Source organism: uncultured Virgibacillus sp. (genome assembly GCF_947495635.1).
Lineage (GTDB): Bacteria > Bacillota > Bacilli > Bacillales > Amphibacillaceae > Virgibacillus > Virgibacillus salarius.
In genome coordinates, this window is record NZ_CANMAB010000040.1 from 12,959 (window position 1) to 31,384 (window position 18,426).

General features: G+C 35.7%; 21 protein-coding genes. 12 read left to right on the forward strand and 9 right to left on the reverse strand.

Translation table 11 applies throughout. The annotated features are described in order from the left end of the window. Positions 1-50 precede the first annotated feature (50 nt). The 8 genes from Q1A47_RS10500 to Q1A47_RS10535 form a co-directional block, all read right to left on the reverse strand. A complete protein-coding gene (locus Q1A47_RS10500; RefSeq protein WP_166530692.1) occupies positions 51-1,526 on the reverse strand; it encodes a UDP-N-acetylmuramoyl-L-alanyl-D-glutamate--2,6-diaminopimelate ligase in 1,476 nt (491 codons plus the stop codon). Between the two features lie 104 nt (positions 1,527-1,630). Next, positions 1,631-2,011 carry a monovalent cation/H(+) antiporter subunit G gene (gene mnhG / locus Q1A47_RS10505; protein WP_034678979.1) on the reverse strand — a complete coding sequence of 127 codons (381 nt, stop codon included), beginning with the start codon at positions 2,009-2,011 and terminating at the stop codon, positions 1,631-1,633. Next, positions 1,992-2,303, reverse strand: coding sequence for a Na(+)/H(+) antiporter subunit F1 (locus tag Q1A47_RS10510; RefSeq protein ID WP_026681222.1), 312 nt, complete (start codon positions 2,301-2,303; stop codon positions 1,992-1,994). Before Q1A47_RS10510 ends, mnhG begins: the two co-directional genes overlap by 20 nt. Next, on the reverse strand, positions 2,300-2,776 hold the full coding sequence (locus Q1A47_RS10515; RefSeq protein WP_026681221.1) for a Na+/H+ antiporter subunit E: 477 nt from the start codon (positions 2,774-2,776) through the stop codon (positions 2,300-2,302). The genes Q1A47_RS10510 and Q1A47_RS10515 overlap by 4 nt, the downstream gene beginning before the upstream one ends. A gap of 6 nt (positions 2,777-2,782) precedes the next feature. Continuing rightward, complete coding sequence (locus tag Q1A47_RS10520) at positions 2,783-4,264, reverse strand: Na+/H+ antiporter subunit D (protein WP_026681220.1); 1,482 nt, start codon at positions 4,262-4,264, stop codon at positions 2,783-2,785. Beyond that, positions 4,257-4,595 (reverse strand): Na(+)/H(+) antiporter subunit C, encoded by a 339-nt coding sequence (locus Q1A47_RS10525; protein WP_166530691.1) that lies wholly within the window; start codon positions 4,593-4,595, stop codon positions 4,257-4,259. Before Q1A47_RS10525 ends, Q1A47_RS10520 begins: the two co-directional genes overlap by 8 nt. 2 nt (positions 4,596-4,597) lie before the next feature. Next, positions 4,598-6,919: a Na+/H+ antiporter subunit A gene (locus Q1A47_RS10530; protein ID WP_166530690.1), complete on the reverse strand. Its 2,322-nt coding sequence runs from the start codon at positions 6,917-6,919 to the stop codon at positions 4,598-4,600. Between the two features lie 331 nt (positions 6,920-7,250). Then, positions 7,251-7,397 carry a sporulation histidine kinase inhibitor Sda gene (locus Q1A47_RS10535; protein WP_026681217.1) on the reverse strand — a complete coding sequence of 49 codons (147 nt, stop codon included), beginning with the start codon at positions 7,395-7,397 and terminating at the stop codon, positions 7,251-7,253. 560 nt (positions 7,398-7,957) lie between these two features. Here Q1A47_RS10535 and Q1A47_RS10540 point away from each other — a divergent pair. The 11 genes from Q1A47_RS10540 to Q1A47_RS10590 all read left to right on the forward strand — a co-directional run bounded on the left by Q1A47_RS10540 (position 7,958) and on the right by Q1A47_RS10590 (position 16,594). Continuing rightward, positions 7,958-8,473 (forward strand): YqeG family HAD IIIA-type phosphatase, encoded by a 516-nt coding sequence (locus Q1A47_RS10540; RefSeq protein ID WP_026681216.1) that lies wholly within the window; start codon positions 7,958-7,960, stop codon positions 8,471-8,473. 2 nt (positions 8,474-8,475) lie between these two features. Beyond that, positions 8,476-9,576, forward strand: coding sequence for a ribosome biogenesis GTPase YqeH (gene yqeH, locus Q1A47_RS10545; protein WP_026681215.1), 1,101 nt, complete (start codon positions 8,476-8,478; stop codon positions 9,574-9,576). A 16-nt stretch (positions 9,577-9,592) separates the two neighbouring features. Then, a complete protein-coding gene (gene aroE / locus Q1A47_RS10550) occupies positions 9,593-10,432 on the forward strand; it encodes a shikimate dehydrogenase (RefSeq protein WP_026681214.1) in 840 nt (279 codons plus the stop codon). Position 10,433: 1 nt separating this feature from the next. Continuing rightward, a complete protein-coding gene (yhbY, locus tag Q1A47_RS10555) occupies positions 10,434-10,724 on the forward strand; it encodes a ribosome assembly RNA-binding protein YhbY (protein WP_026681213.1) in 291 nt (96 codons plus the stop codon). Positions 10,725-10,737: 13 nt separating this feature from the next. Continuing rightward, a complete protein-coding gene (locus Q1A47_RS10560; RefSeq protein WP_026681212.1) occupies positions 10,738-11,304 on the forward strand; it encodes a nicotinate-nucleotide adenylyltransferase in 567 nt (188 codons plus the stop codon). Then, positions 11,294-11,869: a bis(5'-nucleosyl)-tetraphosphatase (symmetrical) YqeK gene (yqeK, locus tag Q1A47_RS10565; RefSeq protein WP_166530689.1), complete on the forward strand. Its 576-nt coding sequence runs from the start codon at positions 11,294-11,296 to the stop codon at positions 11,867-11,869. The genes Q1A47_RS10560 and yqeK overlap by 11 nt, the downstream gene beginning before the upstream one ends. After that, the gene (gene rsfS / locus Q1A47_RS10570; protein WP_026681210.1) at positions 11,869-12,225 is read left to right on the forward strand and encodes a ribosome silencing factor; all 357 of its coding nucleotides are present in this window, start codon (positions 11,869-11,871) and stop codon (positions 12,223-12,225) included. Before yqeK ends, rsfS begins: the two co-directional genes overlap by 1 nt. Before the next feature lie 2 nt (positions 12,226-12,227). Continuing rightward, positions 12,228-12,983, forward strand: coding sequence for a class I SAM-dependent methyltransferase (locus tag Q1A47_RS10575; protein ID WP_034678976.1), 756 nt, complete (start codon positions 12,228-12,230; stop codon positions 12,981-12,983). A 110-nt stretch (positions 12,984-13,093) separates the two neighbouring features. Continuing rightward, positions 13,094-13,699, forward strand: a complete 606-nt coding sequence (locus tag Q1A47_RS10580; protein ID WP_026681208.1) for a helix-hairpin-helix domain-containing protein — start codon at positions 13,094-13,096, stop codon at positions 13,697-13,699. Between the two features lie 43 nt (positions 13,700-13,742). After that, positions 13,743-14,309 (forward strand): ComE operon protein 2, encoded by a 567-nt coding sequence (locus Q1A47_RS10585; protein WP_166530688.1) that lies wholly within the window; start codon positions 13,743-13,745, stop codon positions 14,307-14,309. Positions 14,310-14,320: 11 nt separating this feature from the next. Further along, entirely contained in the window at positions 14,321-16,594 is a 2,274-nt protein-coding gene (locus tag Q1A47_RS10590) for a DNA internalization-related competence protein ComEC/Rec2 (protein WP_166530687.1), read from the forward strand. A gap of 93 nt (positions 16,595-16,687) precedes the next feature. Here Q1A47_RS10590 and Q1A47_RS10595 read toward each other — a convergent pair whose 3' ends face one another. Continuing rightward, positions 16,688-16,822, reverse strand: a complete 135-nt coding sequence (locus Q1A47_RS10595) for a YqzM family protein (RefSeq protein WP_026681205.1) — start codon at positions 16,820-16,822, stop codon at positions 16,688-16,690. A gap of 313 nt (positions 16,823-17,135) precedes the next feature. Here Q1A47_RS10595 and holA point away from each other — a divergent pair, with 313 nt between their 5' ends. Next, positions 17,136-18,185, forward strand: a complete 1,050-nt coding sequence (gene holA / locus Q1A47_RS10600) for a DNA polymerase III subunit delta (RefSeq protein ID WP_166530686.1) — start codon at positions 17,136-17,138, stop codon at positions 18,183-18,185. Positions 18,186-18,426 lie beyond the last annotated feature (241 nt).

Genomic DNA, 18,426 nt, shown 5'->3' on the forward strand with positions numbered 1-18,426 from the left:
ATTAATTTCTTTATTCTAATTAAATATAGTACTTTTATCCTGCTCGATGTTTAATCAGGATATGTTATTTTAACTTGTTCTATAGCTAATGAAGCATCACTGTGTGGATATTTCTTATCTCCAATAATTTGATAGTTTTCTCGACCTTTTCCAGCGATGACGATGATATCTCCAGGTTTACTAAGTTGAATCGCTTGCTTTATAGCCTGTTTGCGATCAGGAATTAACGAATAATTGTTGTGTAACATCCCTTTCTCCATATCTGTAAGTATCTTATTGCTATCCTCATTACGTGGATCGTTAATGGTTAGAATTACGGTGTCAGCTTGGGAGGCTTTTTCGCCCATAAGTGGTCGTTTTTCCTTATCACGTTCTCCTCCTGTACCAACCACCATAATTAATTGTTGTTCACTATTCTTTGAAGACCTGACGGCATGAACGCATTTTTCAATTGCATCAGGCGTATGAGCATAATCAATGTAGATGGTTACAGGGGCTTCCACATTTATCCTTTCCATCCTACCTTTTATGGTGGACATACCACGCAATAGAGGAACTAATGTTGTTATCGAATAACCCTTTACATAAAGGGATGCCAAGGCTGCCAATGTATTATAAACATTAAACTCTCCTAACAGATTGCTCTGAATCAAATGCTTTCCTTCTGGTGATTGCAGGGTAAATTCGGTAGTATCTGTATGATAATTTATATTCGTTGCTCTGAAAATAGCATCGGTATATATGCTGTAAGTAATGGCTTCTGCAGATGTGAAATAATTGTATGTCTTCCACCAAGGATCATCACAATTTAGTACAGCATATTTTGGTGAAGTCATATCGTTACCTAACTGTGCAAACAATATTCCCTTAGCATAACCATAGTTTTCCATGGTGTGGTGATAATCAAGATGGTCCTGAGAAAGGTTTGTGAAGACAGCCACATCAAAATTAATTCCTGATAATCTCCCTTGGGATAGGCCTTGGGATGATACCTCCATAATAACATGATCTACACCTTCCTGATATGCACGATGAAGTAATTGTTGGTTGGTTAAAACATCACAAGTCGTATTTGCTGTCTGAAAATAGTGCTTATTAATAAGCATACCATTTGTACCAGCCACAGCAGTTTTTTGATTTAATTTACGGAGCATATCATGTATTAAACTAGTTACCGTTGTTTTGCCATTTGTGCCAGTAACTCCAAATATATTTAACTTATTGGAGGGAAAGTGATAAAACGTATTAGCTAATTTAGCCAAGGCTTTAATTGTATCAGGAACAATGATAAGCGCGTTTTTTTCTAGGTCAATTGTAAGGCTACGGTTAGCGACAATAACCCGAGCTCCTTTTTTTAATGCATCACGATAATAATCATGCCCATCAACAGTAAATCCAGAAATACAAACAAATAGTGATTTGTTTTGTACGTTTCGGGAATCATGGTGTATACTCTTAATTTGGTTTGGAAGGTGTCCAATTACCTGTTTGATTTTAAGGCACTCAAGTAACTCAGTTGTTTTCAACATGATGCCTCCCTCATTTGCTAATGCTTTTATATTGCCCAACGAAAAACTAATTTATTAAACAAAAAGAAGTGACTGCCTTTGCAAGGACGTCACTTCTTATTTTAATTATTTTGTTGTTTAGAGTAACTATCAATAGCATCTTGATAAGCATCTCTTCGGTTTTTAAGATGCGGCTTCACTCCATATGAGTGTGCTGCTCTGCCAATCATATGTGCAGATACTGGCGCTGTTAAAAGAATGAATACGATAGCTAGAAGTAATTTACCACTTACAATTGAATGCTCTAGGTATAGATAAAGAAAAGCACCAATAAGTATACAAGCAATTCCTAATGTGGAAGCTTTTGTAGCTGCATGAAGTCTTGTGTAGACATCGGGAAATCGTACAATTCCAATCGAAGCAGATAAGATAAAGAACGTACCAACTAAAACAAATAAGATAACAAGTATATTCAAGATAATGCTAATCCAAGTCTCTATCAATAATAACACCCTTTTCTAGATATTTTGCGATGGCAAGTGTCCCCAGAAATGCTAAGATCCCGATTAGCAAGATAACATCGTTTAATTTTGTTGTGACAATAAATATAGCCATTAATCCTGCAAGGCCCATCAGATTTATTCCAATTGTGTCTAGTGCAACAGCGCGATCTGGTTGTGTGGGACCTGCAATCACACGATATAATAAAAGGGCCAATGAAATTGCAATTCCGATAAAGCATATAATGACAACAACATGAAGTATCTGCTCTGTCGTAGTTAAAAGATCTGTCATCTTGTCACCTCCATAATTGCTTTTTCAAAGGTATTCTTAATGGACTGAATGGATTCATCACTATCATCAATATCCATTGCATGAATAAATAGCTTTGTATTATCTCGTGAAACTGCAACGGAAAGTGTGCCAGGTGTAAGCGAGATTAAATTTGCAAGTAAGGTAATCTCCCAATTGCTTTTAAGCTCGGTCGGTAGCTCAAAGATTCCTGGCTCTATATCTGGTTTAGGTGTATACACTAATTTTACGATATCCATATTGGATGAAAAAAGCTCTTTTATAAACAGCATAATCAATCGTAGGATTTTCATAACGCGTCGTAAATAGAATGTATCCGGTACGAAACGTCTTAGAAGCAGTAGGAGAAGTATACCTAATATATAACCAGCTATAAAACTAGGAACAGAATAAGATTCACTTAAGAACATCCACATGCATGCAATAATTAAGTTAATTACAATCTGAAAGGCCATAATGAATTACTCCTTTAATACAGAATCAATGTAGATTTCCGGATCAAGTAAATAAGTGGCAATTGACTCGATATGCGGATAGAAAAATTCTGCTCCAACACCTAATATCACAGAAAGAGCTAGCAGGCTAACAACTGGTGCGAGAAGCCCTTTGGTAGATTTTTTAGGTAGTTCCGCCATCGTTTCTTTATCTCCCCAAAACCCGTTAATAAATATTTTAACAACAGAGTAGAGGATCAACAGGCTAGTAATTAGACCGATAATAACAATGGCGATTTCTCCTTGCTCGAATGCGCCTTTTAGTAATAGTAGCTTACCAATAAAACCACTGAACGGAGGTAAACCTGCTAATACTAACGCCGAAACGAACAAGAGCCATCCTAAGAATGGATAATAGTGAATGAGTCCACCCATTTTTCGCAAGTCAGAAGTCCCTGCAACATATGCAATTACTCCGACAAGTAAAAATAAGACGGATTTAATGATCATATCGTTAATCAGGTAGTAGATAGAACCACTAATTCCATCCTGATTTAATAATCCAATCCCTAAGATAATAAAACCTATAGCAGGAATGATGTTATAAGCAATAATTAATTTAATATTAGAAGTTGAAAGTGCGCCAATTACACCAAAAATCATAGATAGACCAGCGATCCAAATAAACATCTCATGTGTCATATCCGTTTTATGAACAAAGATCAAAGTAAATACACGTAAAATAGAATATATTCCTACCTTCGTCAATAATGCTCCAAATAGAGCTGAAATGACAGGATTTGGTACGATGTAGGATTTAGGAAGCCAGTAATAGAGTGGGAATAATGCCGCTTTCGTAGCAAATACAAAGAACAGCAATATTCCAATCGTAGTTAAGATCCCTTGTTGTTCAACCTCTTGAACTCTTTGAGCAATCTGAGCCATATTTACAGTACCTACAACAGCATAAAGAAACGCTACTGCAGTAACGAAAAGCATGGAGGAAAACAAGTTAATCAATAAATATTTAAGTGATTCTCTTAGCTGTACTTTTCCACCACCAAGAACGATCAGGCCGTAGGAAGCCATAAGTAAAACCTCGAAAAATACAAAGAGGTTAAATAGGTCGCCGGTAATAAACGCTCCAGATACTCCAGTTATAAGGAAGAAGAAAAAGGGATAGAAATAAAACGTTTCCCTTTTTTCTAATCCAGCGTTAGGTGCATAGAATGCACATGCAACAGCAATAATGTTAGTTGTTAACACTAATATAGCTGCTAATCCGTCCATAACAAGGATAATACCATATGGAGCTAGCCAATCCCCTGTTTCCAAGATAATCGTACCATTAGTGAATACATACCAAGTGATATAACTAGAAGTTCCTAGACTTATTAAAGAAAACAGTTTTGAAAGTGCTCTTGATACCTTTACTTTTTGATTAAAGAATATTAGAATCACTGCTGATATCAATGGAATGATGATTGGTAATACTGCTAAATTACTCATTTTCGTTACCCCTTAATTGTTCCATATTGTCTGTATTATTTTCTTTCGTCGTACGATAGGCCAATACTAATAGCAGACTTGTGACACCAAAGCTAATAACGATAGACGTTAGGATTAATGCCTGTGGCAATGGATCTGTATAGTCGGAAATTCCTTCAGTAAGAATAGGAGGCAGCCCTGTTTTTAATCTACCCATAGTAAGTATGAGTATATGTGCTCCGTGAGACAGCAAAGCCGTACCAATTACTATCCGAAGTAATTGCTTCTGTAAAATATTATAGATAGCCGTTGCAAATAACACTCCCGCTAAAATAGAAGTGATAATTTCCATATTTATTCTGCCTCCTTATTCTTTTTATTTTTAATGAGGCCAAATATCGCAAGTGCTGCAATTCCAAGCACAGCGATCTCAAATAATGTATCCAACCCACGCATGTCTACAAGAATTACATTAACAATATTATCTCCACCACCAAGTTTATAGGAATTCTCCACAAAATAATCAGATATAGATTCAAACCACCTGCTGCTATGAGCAGAAATAGCTACCATCGTAATCAACGCACCAAACCCAATGGAAATAATCGCATTCATTGTCTTTGTTTTAGCTGAATCCGTTGATTTCCTTAGTTTTGGAAGGTGGTAGAAGCATAATAAGAACAATGCTACAGACACTGTTTCAATGACTAATTGTGTTAAAGCGATGTCTGGGGCTCGATAAATGACAAATAAAATCGCCACTCCAAAGCCAACAACACCTAGCACAAGTACCGCCGCTACATTATGATTCATATATATTGTTCCAATAGCAGCAATAATCATAATAAGAACAACTGCAATTTCAATAAATGATATATCAGCTAATTGATCTGTACTAACAGTAAAGCCGTTACTTACGAACATAACGAAGAAGGAGACAACGAGTGTTGTTCCAAGAATTAGAGACATATATGTTTTTAATGAGCCTGTCATGTAGAAATTAGTTACAGATCGAGATACGCTATCCATGTTGGCTACAATTGCATCGTACACCTTATTAAAGCTTGCCTTTCCAGGTAATACTTGATAAACAGCTTGCCATCTTTTTCGTGTTACAAACAGAATAATACCTAATGTAACAACAACGAGTGACATTCTAAACGCAGGAGAATCCCAACCATGCCAAAACTTAACTTTATAAAACTCTGTGTCGCCATTAATAGCTTCTGCAGCGTGCTGCAAGAATGGAGTGTTTGCCATATTAGGCAATAGTCCAATCAGAATAACGCCAAGCACTAAGATGATAGGTGAAACAAGCATACCAAAAGGCGCTTCATGTGGTTTTTTAGGCAGTTGTTCAAGATGCTTTTTCCCCGTAAAGGTTCCAAAAAATAAGTACATCGAATATACAAATGTAAAAATACTACCAAGAACTGCTAAATAGGGAATGGCTTGTGACCAGAATCCTGAATTATCTAACTGAATACCAGCATCAAAGAAGAGTTCTTTACTGTAGAAACCATTAAGAAAAGGTAAAGGAACTCCAGCCATTGAAAATGTTGCAAATATAGCTAGTGTTGCTGTAATTGGCATAAATGTAGCTAAACCACCGAGCTTGCGGATATCCCTTGTACCTGTCTCGTGATCCACAATTCCAGCAATCATAAATAGACTGCCTTTAAATGTAGCATGATTTAAAATATGGAACACAGCTGCGAAAACGGCAATTGTTGTACCAAATCCAAGCATTGCCATAATCATTCCGAGCTGACTAATTGTTGAAAAAGCAAGAATAGCTTTTAAATCCGTTTGTCTGACAGACATATACGATCCCCAACAAAGAGTGATAATCCCGACTATACTTACAATCAAAAAGAACCATTCATAGCTAGAGAATATGGGAGAAAATCTGGCTATTAAAAATATCCCAGCCTTTACCATCGTCGCCGAGTGGAGATAGGCACTTACTGGTGTAGGTGCTTCCATTGCATCTGGTAGCCAAATATGGAATGGAAATTGAGCCGATTTTGTAAATGCTCCTAATAAAATAAATCCTAAAATCAATGGTAAGTAATTGCTATCTAAAATGACATCAACCTGGCTGATCATTTCTTGGATGCTGGTTGTACCAGTTACTACATATAATAAAATGAAACCGCCCAACATACTTAATCCACCAAATACAGTGATAAGCATGGATTTTAATGCTCCATACCGTGACCGCTCCTTGAAATGCCAATAACCAATCAACAAGAAGGAAGATATAGATGTTAGCTCCCAAAATGTATAAAGCACAAAGATATTATCAGATAAAACGACACCAAGCATTGCACTCATGAACATAAGAAGGTAAACATAAAAATGTCCTAATCGCTCCGACTTATGTAAATAATAGATGGAATAGAGTACGACCAATGAACCAATACCACTAATTAATAGTACGAACAATAAACTTAGGCCATCTAAGTAAAAATCTAAATTTATACCTAAGGATGGTATCCAACTATACTGCTCTATTTGTGGTGAGAAATCATTTCCTACAAATTGAACAAAATAAAGAAAAATAATGAACGGAACAAAGAATACAAAAATTCCTGTATGTATTTTTGCTTTTAATTTACTTAATGCAGGAATAAAGCATGCAATAAGAAGCGGAACTAGTACTGCTAAGATCATCGAACGGGATTCCTCCTTCAAAAATATCAATGCTGTTGTTATTAATTTGTACGTTATTGCTTATTCCATTACAGAAATTAGAGAATGACTGAAAGTGGTACATATCCATCGGGGAAATGACATCTTGCTAGGGTCTAGTTTTTCTAAATCTACTTTTTAAAAAAAGTAGGTAAATTGGTTGATAAGTATGGCTTTGATACTACCATATGTAATCATTTATCCAAGAAATAGTTTAACACATTAAATTATCAATAAAAATAAAAAACCCTTAGGATTCGCAAATTCTTCAAGGGTTTTCGTGTTTCTTCATATTTATAATACATTATTTTTTTTAACCTGATTTTATATTTTTTATTTTATGTGATAATCGTCTTCTATGAATCTCTTCTTCAATCAGGGAGAGGAAATCGGGGCTTAAATTTAATTCATTTGCTGTAAAGTATGATTCAAGTAATAATTCGTCTGACAAATGTTCCATAAATACAGCCCTCCTAAGAGTGGGAATCTTCTGGATTTAAGTTAATATAAATTTACCATGTTCTAACAAGCAGGACAAGGCAGAAGTTATCTACATTTGACTGTAGATAACCTGTGTACAAACTCAAAAAAATCCTTAAAAACATTATTACATCAACTCGAAAATTGTTAATAAAGTTATCCACAATGCAAAAAATGAAGGTATTTGTCGAACGATTTATTCATATTTTCGGGTGAACATACATACTTCTTGATGAAATGACATAGATCAAGGATTTCTAGTTGTACTTGTCTACATGATAAGGGTTTATCATCGACAAAGTTTCGTCTTGATAATAAATCACACATGGTATGGAGATAACTGCTAGTGAATGTCCGATAAGCTCGGCTCTATAGGATGTGGGTCACAAAGGCGTTGTCACAGGAGGTGACGTTTTTGCCTTTGTTCTTAACATTAGAATGAAGTTTCGCTTTATTATTGTAGAAAGTTGTTATAGGATAAGGTTATAATGGAGATTCGTATGAATACTGCTAGTAGATAGACTATAAAGAGGTGTAAGTGTGTTAAGAAAATTTCTGCCTAATGAACATGTAAAAAGTATTTTTGATATCCATCCCGACGTATTAAAAGAAAAAGGGATTAAGGGGATCATCACGGATTTAGATAATACCCTGGTAGCTTGGGATGTTAAAGAAGCAACATCTGAAGTAGTTCAGTGGTTTAAACTAATGAAAGAGCATGGGATTAAAGTAACAATTATATCGAACAATAATCAAGAACGAGTAAAGGTGTTTTCAGAGCCATTAGATACACCATTTGTATTTAGTGCAAGAAAACCGTTGAGTAAAGCATTTAGAACCACTGCTAAAAAGATGGGTTTAAAGAAAGAAGAGATTGTAGTGGTAGGAGACCAAATATTGACTGATGTACTTGGAGGGAATTTTGCTGGGTTTTACACAATTCTTGTTGTCCCTATTGTGCAAACAGACGGTAAGATAACAAGATTTAATCGTAGAATTGAACGACGGATTCTTTCATATATGCGTAAAAAGGGAAAAATTAGCTGGGAGGAATAAGATTGGAAACACTATACTGTCAGGGCTGTGGTGCAGAGATACAGACAACAGATAAGAATCAACCTGGATATACACCACAATCCTCTTTGGAAAAGGAAGATATTTTATGTCAACGATGCTTCCGTTTAAAGCACTATAATGAAATACAGGATGTCGCGATGACAGATAATGATTTCCTATCAATGGTTAGTACTATAAGAGAAACAGATGGGCTGATCGTACATGTTATTGATATATTTGATGTGGATGGCAGCTTGATTAATAGCCTGCCTCGTATTGTTGGCGATAACCCCATAATTTTAGTTGGAAATAAAATGGACCTACTTCCAAAATCGGTAAATAAGCGAAAATTAATGCAGTGGTTACGTTCACAAGCAAAAGAGAATGGGATTCGCATAAAAGATGTATTCTTGATTTCTTCTACAAAAGGCCATGGTATGGAAGAGCTGACAAATCAAATAGAAGCCTATCGACAAAATAAGGATGTGTATATTGTTGGAACAACAAATGTTGGAAAATCAACATTTATTAATCGCTTAATAAAGCAATCTACTGGCTACAGTGAGGTTATTACTACCTCTTATTTTCCAGGTACAACGTTAGGATTCATTAAGATACCATTAGATGATCATTCTACATTAATAGATACTCCGGGAATTGTTAATAAACAACAGATGGCGCACTATATATCTCCGCCTGATTTAAAAGCAATTTCTCCTAATAAAGAAATCAAACCAAGGGTTTATCAATTAAATGCCGGTCAAACATTGTTTTTTGGTGGACTCGCTAGATTGGACTTTATCAAAGGAGCGCGGCAGTCATTCGTTTGCTACTTTTCCAATCAATTGCCCATTCATCGTACAAAGCTTGAAAATGCCGAGCATTTATATGAAAATCATTTAGGCGAGCTGTTATCGCCACCAAATGAAAAAACATTAGAAAAACTTCCTAATTTAACACCAAGCGATTTTCGGATTTCAGCAGATAAGAAGGATATTGTGTTTCCGGGGCTTGGGTGGGTGTCTATTCAAGGAAATGGTGCCTCTGTAACAGCCCATAGTCCGAAGGGTGTATCTGTATCAATTAGAAATTCGTTTAACTAGGAAGGGGAGAAATAATGTGTATCGGTTTGGATTGATTGGTTATCCAATTGCCCATTCATTATCACCGTGGATTCATAAAGAATTTATGAAACGAACCCATATAGATGGAGAATATGAGATTTACGAAATTAATCCTGAAGGGTCATTTAGCGAAAAAATAAATGCGTTTAGACAAAAAGAACTACATGGATTTAACATTACTGTTCCTTACAAACAAAAAATCATCCCATTTCTTGACGAAGTGGATCATACGGCAAAGGCAATTGGTGCTGTAAATACGGTACGTAATAAGAATGGGAAATGGATTGGATATAATACGGATGGTATTGGATATGTACGATCTCTTAAAAGTAAATATCCACGCCTTTTTTCTAAAGCAGATAGACGTGCGCTTATTTTAGGGGCAGGTGGTGCTGCAAGAGGAATTTATGCTGCATTGCAGGATGCTGGCTTTACAACGATAGACATAGCAAACCGTACAAAGGAAAAAGCGCTTGATATAATAAGATTATATCAGGTGCAGTCACAGGTAATGCCATTGGAAAGCGTTGAAAAACAAATTGATCAATATGATGTAGTTATTCAAACCACCTCTGTAGGCATGAAACCGTATGCTGATAAATCAATCATTGAAATTAAAAACACAAAGCCAAACGATACGATTGTTAGTGATATTATCTATCAACCGATCGAAACAAATTTGCTGACACAGGCAAAGTGTTATGGTTTTTCTCTGCATTTTGGACATACGATGTTGCTATATCAGGCACAATATGCTTATGAAATATGGACAGGCATAAAGCCACCAATGGAACGCATGGATCAAGAATTACAACTTATACTGGAAGGAAGATAATATGTTAACAGGTAAGCAAAAACGTTTTTTACGAGCACAAGCAAATCAACTGAAGCCTATTTTCCAAGTTGGTAAAATAGGTGTGAATCAAAATATGATTGATCAAATTGAGGATGCACTAGAAAAAAGAGAACTGTTAAAAGTGAGTATCTTACAAAATTGTATGGATGATAAAGACACCGTTGCTGAGCAATTAGCAACTGGAACGGACGCAGAGATCGTGCAAATAATTGGGAATAATATCGTATTGTATAAAGAATCTACAGAAAACAAACAGATTCGTCTTCCATAAAAGGTGTTTATTGATGAAGCGTATTGGTATCTTAGGAGGAACGTTTGACCCACCGCATATTGGTCATTTGATCATTGCTGAAGAGGTTCGGATTTCGCTTGAATTGGATGAGGTGTGGTTTATCCCATCTTATACACCTCCGCACAAAGAAGATGTTAAAACAAGCCCGAACAATCGACTGGAAATGGTACATTTAGCTATAGAGAATAATAGGTATTTTAAGGTGAATCCAGTCGAAATCAACCGTGTTGGAAAGTCTTATACAATTGATACGATAAAGGAATTAAAGAAAAATCATCCTCATAAAACATTTTATTTCATTATTGGCGCGGATATGGTTGAATATTTACCAAAATGGGAACGAATTGATGAGTTAATGCAACTAATCCAATTTGTTGGTGTTAAACGGTCTACTCATTCTTTACAAACACATTATCCAATAGTGGAAGTAGACATCCCATTAATAGAGATTTCCTCTACGTTATTAAGGGAACGGTTAGAACGTAGTGAAACCATTCACTATTTACTACCTGACTCCGTTTATAACTATATTAAGGAGAATCACTTATATGAAAATTGAGATAGCAAAGGACATCGTGAGGCCACACTTAACAACAGCTCGCTATGAGCATTCGTTACGCGTGGCGGAAACAGCAAAAGAGCTTGCTTTGTTATATGGTGAAAAAGTTGAAAAAGCAGAACTTGCAGCCGTCTTCCATGATTACGCGAAATATCGATCGAGGGATGAGCTTGCGCGATGGATAGTAACGTCCTATTTACCTAAAGACTTATTAGATTATCATCATGAATTATGGCATGGTCCAGTAGCAGCATTGCTTATTGAGAAAGAATTCGGTGTAAAGGATATAGATATCCAAAATGCTATTCATTACCATACAACAGGAAGAGCTCATATGAGTAACCTAGAAATGATAATATTTTTAGCTGATTATATAGAACCCGGTAGAAAATTTCCAGGTATAGATAAGGTGCGGGAGATGGCAAAGGTCGACTTGGTACATGCGTGCTTAATGGCATCAGCAAATACGATTCGATTCTTAATGAACAAGAATACTGCCATTTATCCTGACACCTTTCATACGTACAATGATTTAATAAGAAGAGTTAACGGAGGTAACCATTAATGGAAAATAAGACAATTATACAACTTGCAGCCGAAGCGTGTGATGATAAACGTGCTGAGGACATTATTGCACTTGATATGAACGAAGTATCATTAGTAGCGGACTATTTTTTAATATGCCATGGAAGTAATGAACGACAAGTGCAAGCAATAGCAAGGGGGATTAAGGATAAGATGGAAGAGAACGATATTTCCTTGAAACGTTTAGAGGGATTTGAACAGGCTAGATGGATTTTAGTGGATATAGGTGATGTCGTTTGTCATATATTTCATAAGGATGAAAGAAGCTACTATAATTTAGAGCGTCTTTGGGGAGATGCAGCTCCAGTCTCATTGCAATTGGAGGACAACAAATAGTAATGGCTTACGAAAAAATGGCGAATGTTTATGACCTGTTAATGGAAGATGCCCCTTATGATCAATGGGTAGCATTTACGGAAGCTCAGTTTAAATCAAGACAACGAGAAGTTGGGACGATCGCTGATTTAGGATGTGGTACGGGAGAAATAGCAATCCGATTGGCAAAAAAGGGATATCAGGTCACAGGAGTAGATTATGCGGCAGATATGTTAACATATGCAGCACATAAGTCTGCTACAGAAAATATGTCTATCCAGTGGATTTGTCAAGATTTGCGAAGTCTTGTAGGCCTTCAGGGGCTTGATGCTATAGTCAGTTACTGTGATGTCATTAATTATATTACGTCAGAAGCTTCCTTAAGAGATACATTTATAAATATAAACGAAGCACTCGATCCAGGTGGGCTATTTTTATTTGATGTTCACGCGCTTAGCTATATTACTGATAATTATTTTGGGGAAACATTCGCTGATGTTACGGAAGATGCTTCTTATATTTGGTTTTGTGCAGAAGGAACACAGCCTGGTGAAATGTTCCATCAGTTAACTTTTTTTGTAAGGGATAAGGACAATTTATACCATCGATTTGAAGAGGAACATCATCAACGAACATTTCCTGTAGAAATTTATAAAAAAATATTGAATGAGTCAGGTTTTGAAAATATTAAAGTATATGGTGATTTTTCATTAAAAGCAGATAGTTTAAATAATAATACAGCAAGAATTTTCTTTTCAGCTGAGAAGAAACCGGAATAATCTGTATTTCCGGTTTTTTTTCTTAAAAAGGAAAACAAGTTAAGCATGTCGAATTTTAAGTAGGAGAAATGAAATAAATTCCTTCTATTCCTCAAAAAGGAGGTGAACATTTGTACTCTAATATATTAAAAAAAGTACTTTTCTTTATTGGTATTCCAGTCGTCATAATCATTTTACTTCTTATGATCGGAGATAAAGATACAGGTGATGAAGATGCAAAAATCATTGATACTAGCGAGCCGATTGATCCGACAGATACGGTGAACAGTAATCGTACGAATCAGGTAGAGGACACAAGTACTGTCGTTGTGGATGTAAAAGGTGAAGTAAATAAACCAGGTGTCTATGAGTTGGAAGTGGAAGATCGTGTGATCGATGCAATAGAAGTAGCTGGAGGGTTTACTAAAAATGCAGATGAGTCCCAAGTAAACCTTGCGCAAAAAGTACAGGACGAAATGGTTATTTCAGTTGCAGATAGTGAAAGTGATTATTCATCGTCATTGTCAGGTACGGAGACGAACGAGAAATTGCGTATAAACCAAGCCTCGGTAGAAGAAATTGAGAGTTTGAGTGGGATTGGACCAGCAAAGGCAGAGGCAATTGTAAGATACAGAGAAGAAAACGGGCCATTTACCACAATAGACGATCTACTAAACGTTTCTGGAATTGGCGAGAAAACAATTGAAGTATTTCAGGAAGAGATTCAAATTCCATAACTGAAAATGAATGATTTCAAAAAATACATAAAGGGGAATAATGATGGAACGAATTTCATGGAATCAATATTTTATGGCGCAAAGTCATTTACTCTCATTACGCAGTACATGTACTAGACTAATGGTAGGGGCAACAATTGTAAGAGATAAACGAATTATTGCTGGAGGCTATAACGGAAGTGTCTCGGGAAGTGTTCATTGTATTGATGAAGGTTGTTATGTTGTCGACGGGCATTGTGTACGTACGATTCATGCTGAGGCAAATGCATTATTGCAATGCGCTAAATTTGGTGTTCCTACCGAGAATGCAGATATCTATGTAACACACTTCCCATGCCTGCAATGCTGTAAGCAATTAATTCAAGCAGGAATCAATACTGTTTATTATGCAGAGGATTATCATAATAATGATTATGCTATCGAGTTGTTTGCTGAGGCTGGAGTTATTACCAAGAAGGTAGAGCTTGATTATTTGACAGTTGATACAAATTATCTGGAAAAACAGCATTACATTCAAAATTTAATACAGAAGCTAGAAAATGAAGAAATTGATCTTAATGAATTGCAGAAATGGAAAAATAAAGCATTTGATTTATTTAATTTACGATAAAGGAGAATCATGTGAAAGGATTCTGGCATTTTCCTGCATTGGCTGTCGTTGTAAGTAGCTTGATTAAATGGATGAATCACCCTATTATTGCTGCAGTATTTCTTGTTTGGTTATTTTATTTATTTTATAGGAGAAGGATATGTGCAATGCCGTTTGTACTATCCCTCATCTCCCTTATATTCTTTTCCTTTTTTATCCCTCGAATAGAAACCATTGAAATTAACCATAAACAGCCTCCTCAAGATAAAGAATTAACAGGTACAATCATTACTCCTATTCAAGTAGAACCCGAAAAAATATCATTTATCTTTCAAGTTGCAAATACAGATAGCAAAGTTTCTATGTTGTATTTCCCAGACAATCCAGTGCATGTGGCCAGCGACTATCCGCACATAGCATATGGATCCACCTGTCGGATTTCTACGTTACTGGATATCCCTAAGCCAGCGACGAATCCCGGTCAATTTGATTATCAAGGATATGCGAATAAGCAAGGGATTTCTTATCAATCCATTATCACAAGTTTAGACGAGTTAGATTGTCTAGAAGGTACGGGATTTTTACATCATATATATCAAATAAGAGCATCCATGCTTGATTACGTTAACGGAAATATAAGTGATGGAACTGCTGCCTGGATACTTGCATTATTATTTGGAGATAAATCTTTTTTAGCTAAAGATACGATTGAATTGTTTCGACAATGGGGATTAAGTCATCTATTGGCAATCTCAGGCCTGCATGTTGGATTAATGATAACCATTACTTATTTTCTTTTAGTTAGGACAAACCTTTTCACAAAAGAGTACGCGCAATGGGGAATGCTGCTATTTCTGCCTGTCTATGCGCTGATGGCTGGAGGGGAACCCTCTGTATGGCGAGCCAGTATCATGGCTATATTTTTTATCATCCTCCATAAAACCAAATGGAAAATCAGTGTTACAGATGTACTTAGTATTACATTTATTGTGCTAATTCTATTTGATAAGCTGATTATATATCATGTGGGATTTCAGCTCTCATTTATGGTAACCTTTGGATTATTGCTTTCGAGGAAATGCTTATCCCGAACAAAATCTTCAATCAAACAGATGCTACTTATTAGTTTCATTGCGCAAATGATGATAATTCCGCTACTATTTCATTACTTCCACATACTCCAACCATTATCCATTTTACTCAACCTTTTCATTGTTCCATACTTTACATTCTTTGTTATTCCCACTTTATTAATGCTTTTATTTACGTCTCCTATATCCACCATATCCTCAATTATCGATCAGTTGTTTATTGTCGTTCATGAACAGGTGTTGCTTGGTATTGGAAAAATAGATAACTATCTACATTATCCTTTGGTTGCAGGCTCTATGTCATTTGTTGCTGTTATATTATATTACCTCTTTCTCTTCTTCTTTATGGGTTACTTGGAGAGGGGAAAGCAAGTAAAGTCATTTTATTGCGGAGTTATCATCGTAATGATAATTTTAGTCGATATAAGCCGACCATTTTTTTCTCCCATAGGGACAGTAACAATGCTCGATATCGGACAAGGTGATGCTTTTATTATTGAATTACCTTATCGTAAAGGTGTGATACTTATAGATGCTGGTTCAAAGGTTACAAACACAAACCAGCAGCCATCGGCGAGTGTATATAATCAGGTTATTCAGCCGTATTTATTTGCAAAAGGTATTCACAAAATAGATGCTATCTTTTTGTCGCATGAGGATTTGGATCATATTGGAAGTGTGGATTATATACTGGAGGATATAGAAGTAAATAATATATTTATAAGTGATTTTTTTGACAGCAAGGAGATTGTATGGAACTATTCTGAGGTAGTTACTGTAAAAAGAAATGATACAATTGTAGTAGGAAATACACTTTTTAAAGTGTTGGCACCATTTGAAGATAGAAAATCAGCAAATGACAATTCACTTGTTCTATTTACTAATATTGGGGGAATGAATTGGCTTTTTACAGGCGATATAAGTAAAAAAGAGGAAAAAGAAATAGTGAAATCATACCCAAATATAAACGTTGATGTCCTTAAAGTAGCACATCATGGCAGTAAAACATCTACAGATAAAGAGGTTTTAACACAATTAGCACCTCATTACGCATTAATTTCTGTTGGTGAGGACAATTCATATGGTCATCCGTCAGATGAAGTTATCCGTAATTTACGAGAAAGTGGTGCAATTGTTTTGCGTACAGATAGAGATGGTGCGATACAGTTTAAATTTATAAAAGACCGGGGAACGTTTTATCGTTTTTTACCATAGTAATATATCATGATTCATCCAAACAAAAAAGAGACTGTGACACAGTCTCTTTACTTACGTTCACATGTCTAACCTATGTAAACGAATGAGGATTTAGGCTCCTGCTACACTAATTATAACTCCGATTGCAAATAGCACAAGAAAGAAAATAAAAGAAAATGCAAAACCTTTGATGGAGTCAACAACGTCATTATTTTTAGATTGAATATCTTTTTCAAATTCGTTCACAATTACCCCTCCTATATCACCATTAGTATAAATTATATTTTTTAAAAAATCCACTTTTGCAATAAATTTATATCGAATTGAATGGATCCCAAATTTAGAAAGACTTAACATCTATACTTTTACTTAGACGGGAAAATCTATAGATAAGATCAAATATCGTTTGACATGACTGTTTCTAGAGCAGTTATGCAAGCGTTAATATAGATTGGAGAGGGAAGAAGATGCCAGTCTTTTCCCTCTCATTATTCCTTGCCATTCTTCTATTAACGTTTTACCATATAAAGGTACAGCAAAAAAGGTTGGAGTGAATTGCATGTCCTATTTGGAAGCGGTAAAACAAATAAAAAAAAATCAAATATCCTCAGTATTTTTACTATATGGAAACGAGCCCTATTTTATACAATCACTTAAAACACGTTTAATGGAAGCCATTCTTGATGATGATAAAGATAATTTATCGAGCTATGATTTAGAAGAAACATCTATACAGGATGTTATTGCAGATACGGAAACATTCCCTTTATTTGGTGAGCGTAAATTGATCATAGCTACTAACGCTGTTTTCTTAAAAGCAAAACCGGATAAACTTTCGTTTGAGCATGATCTTGAGTCGCTACAACGTTATCTGTCTGCACCAGTTGATTTTTCCGTACTTGTTTTGATTGCGCCATATGAAAAAATTGACGAACGGAAAAAAGTAACGAAACAATTAAAAAAGCAAGCATCTGTAGTGGCATGTAACGCTATAAAGGAATATGAGCTAAAGAAGTGGATTTCGCAATTGGCTGATCAGCTTCATGTTACAATTGGTGATGATGTTTATGATTTATTAGAATCGGAATTATCCACGAATTTGCACTTATTGGAAAGCGAATTGAAAAAATTAGCAATGTATGTTGGGGAGAATGGTGAAATTACAAGGGAAATTGCTGAAGCACTCTTATCGCATACTACTACAAATTCTTCATTGAAATTAGTGGATGCTGTCATGAATCGTGATTTACATAAGGCAATTACTATATATAAGGATTTAGAAAAAATGAAGGAAGAACCCATTGCATTGATTGGTTTACTTGCCTTCCAATTTCGTACAATTTTCCGAGTGAAGTTATTAAAGCAAAAAGGCTACAGTCAATCTCATATGCAAAAGCAACTTGGGGTGCATCCCTATGTCATTAAAATAGCTATGCAACGAGAAAAGCAATTTTCTATAGATACTTTAGAATATATTATGGATCAACTAGCAGATGCTGATGCAGCAATGAAGCAAGGATCTATGGAGAAAGAATTAGCATTTGAAATACTTCTATATCATTTAACGAAAGGAAAAATTGCTAGAACAAAAGCGCAAGCGTCTGATTAAAAAGGTAGCGACTGGAGCGAGTCAACGGAGATAAAGGAATCACGGTGAGCTTGCGAGCCGATGTAACTTAGATTAGGGGTGATTCGTGAAGTTGACTCGTTTCTGGGAACTGGAGCTGGACTTAGCTCAACACGTCCATATTTATCCACTTGAGCTAACAAACAAAAAAGGGGCTGGGACAAAACCCAGTAACTGAAAAAAGTGGTACGCCAATTTAGGGCGTATCACTTTTTTTACTTTT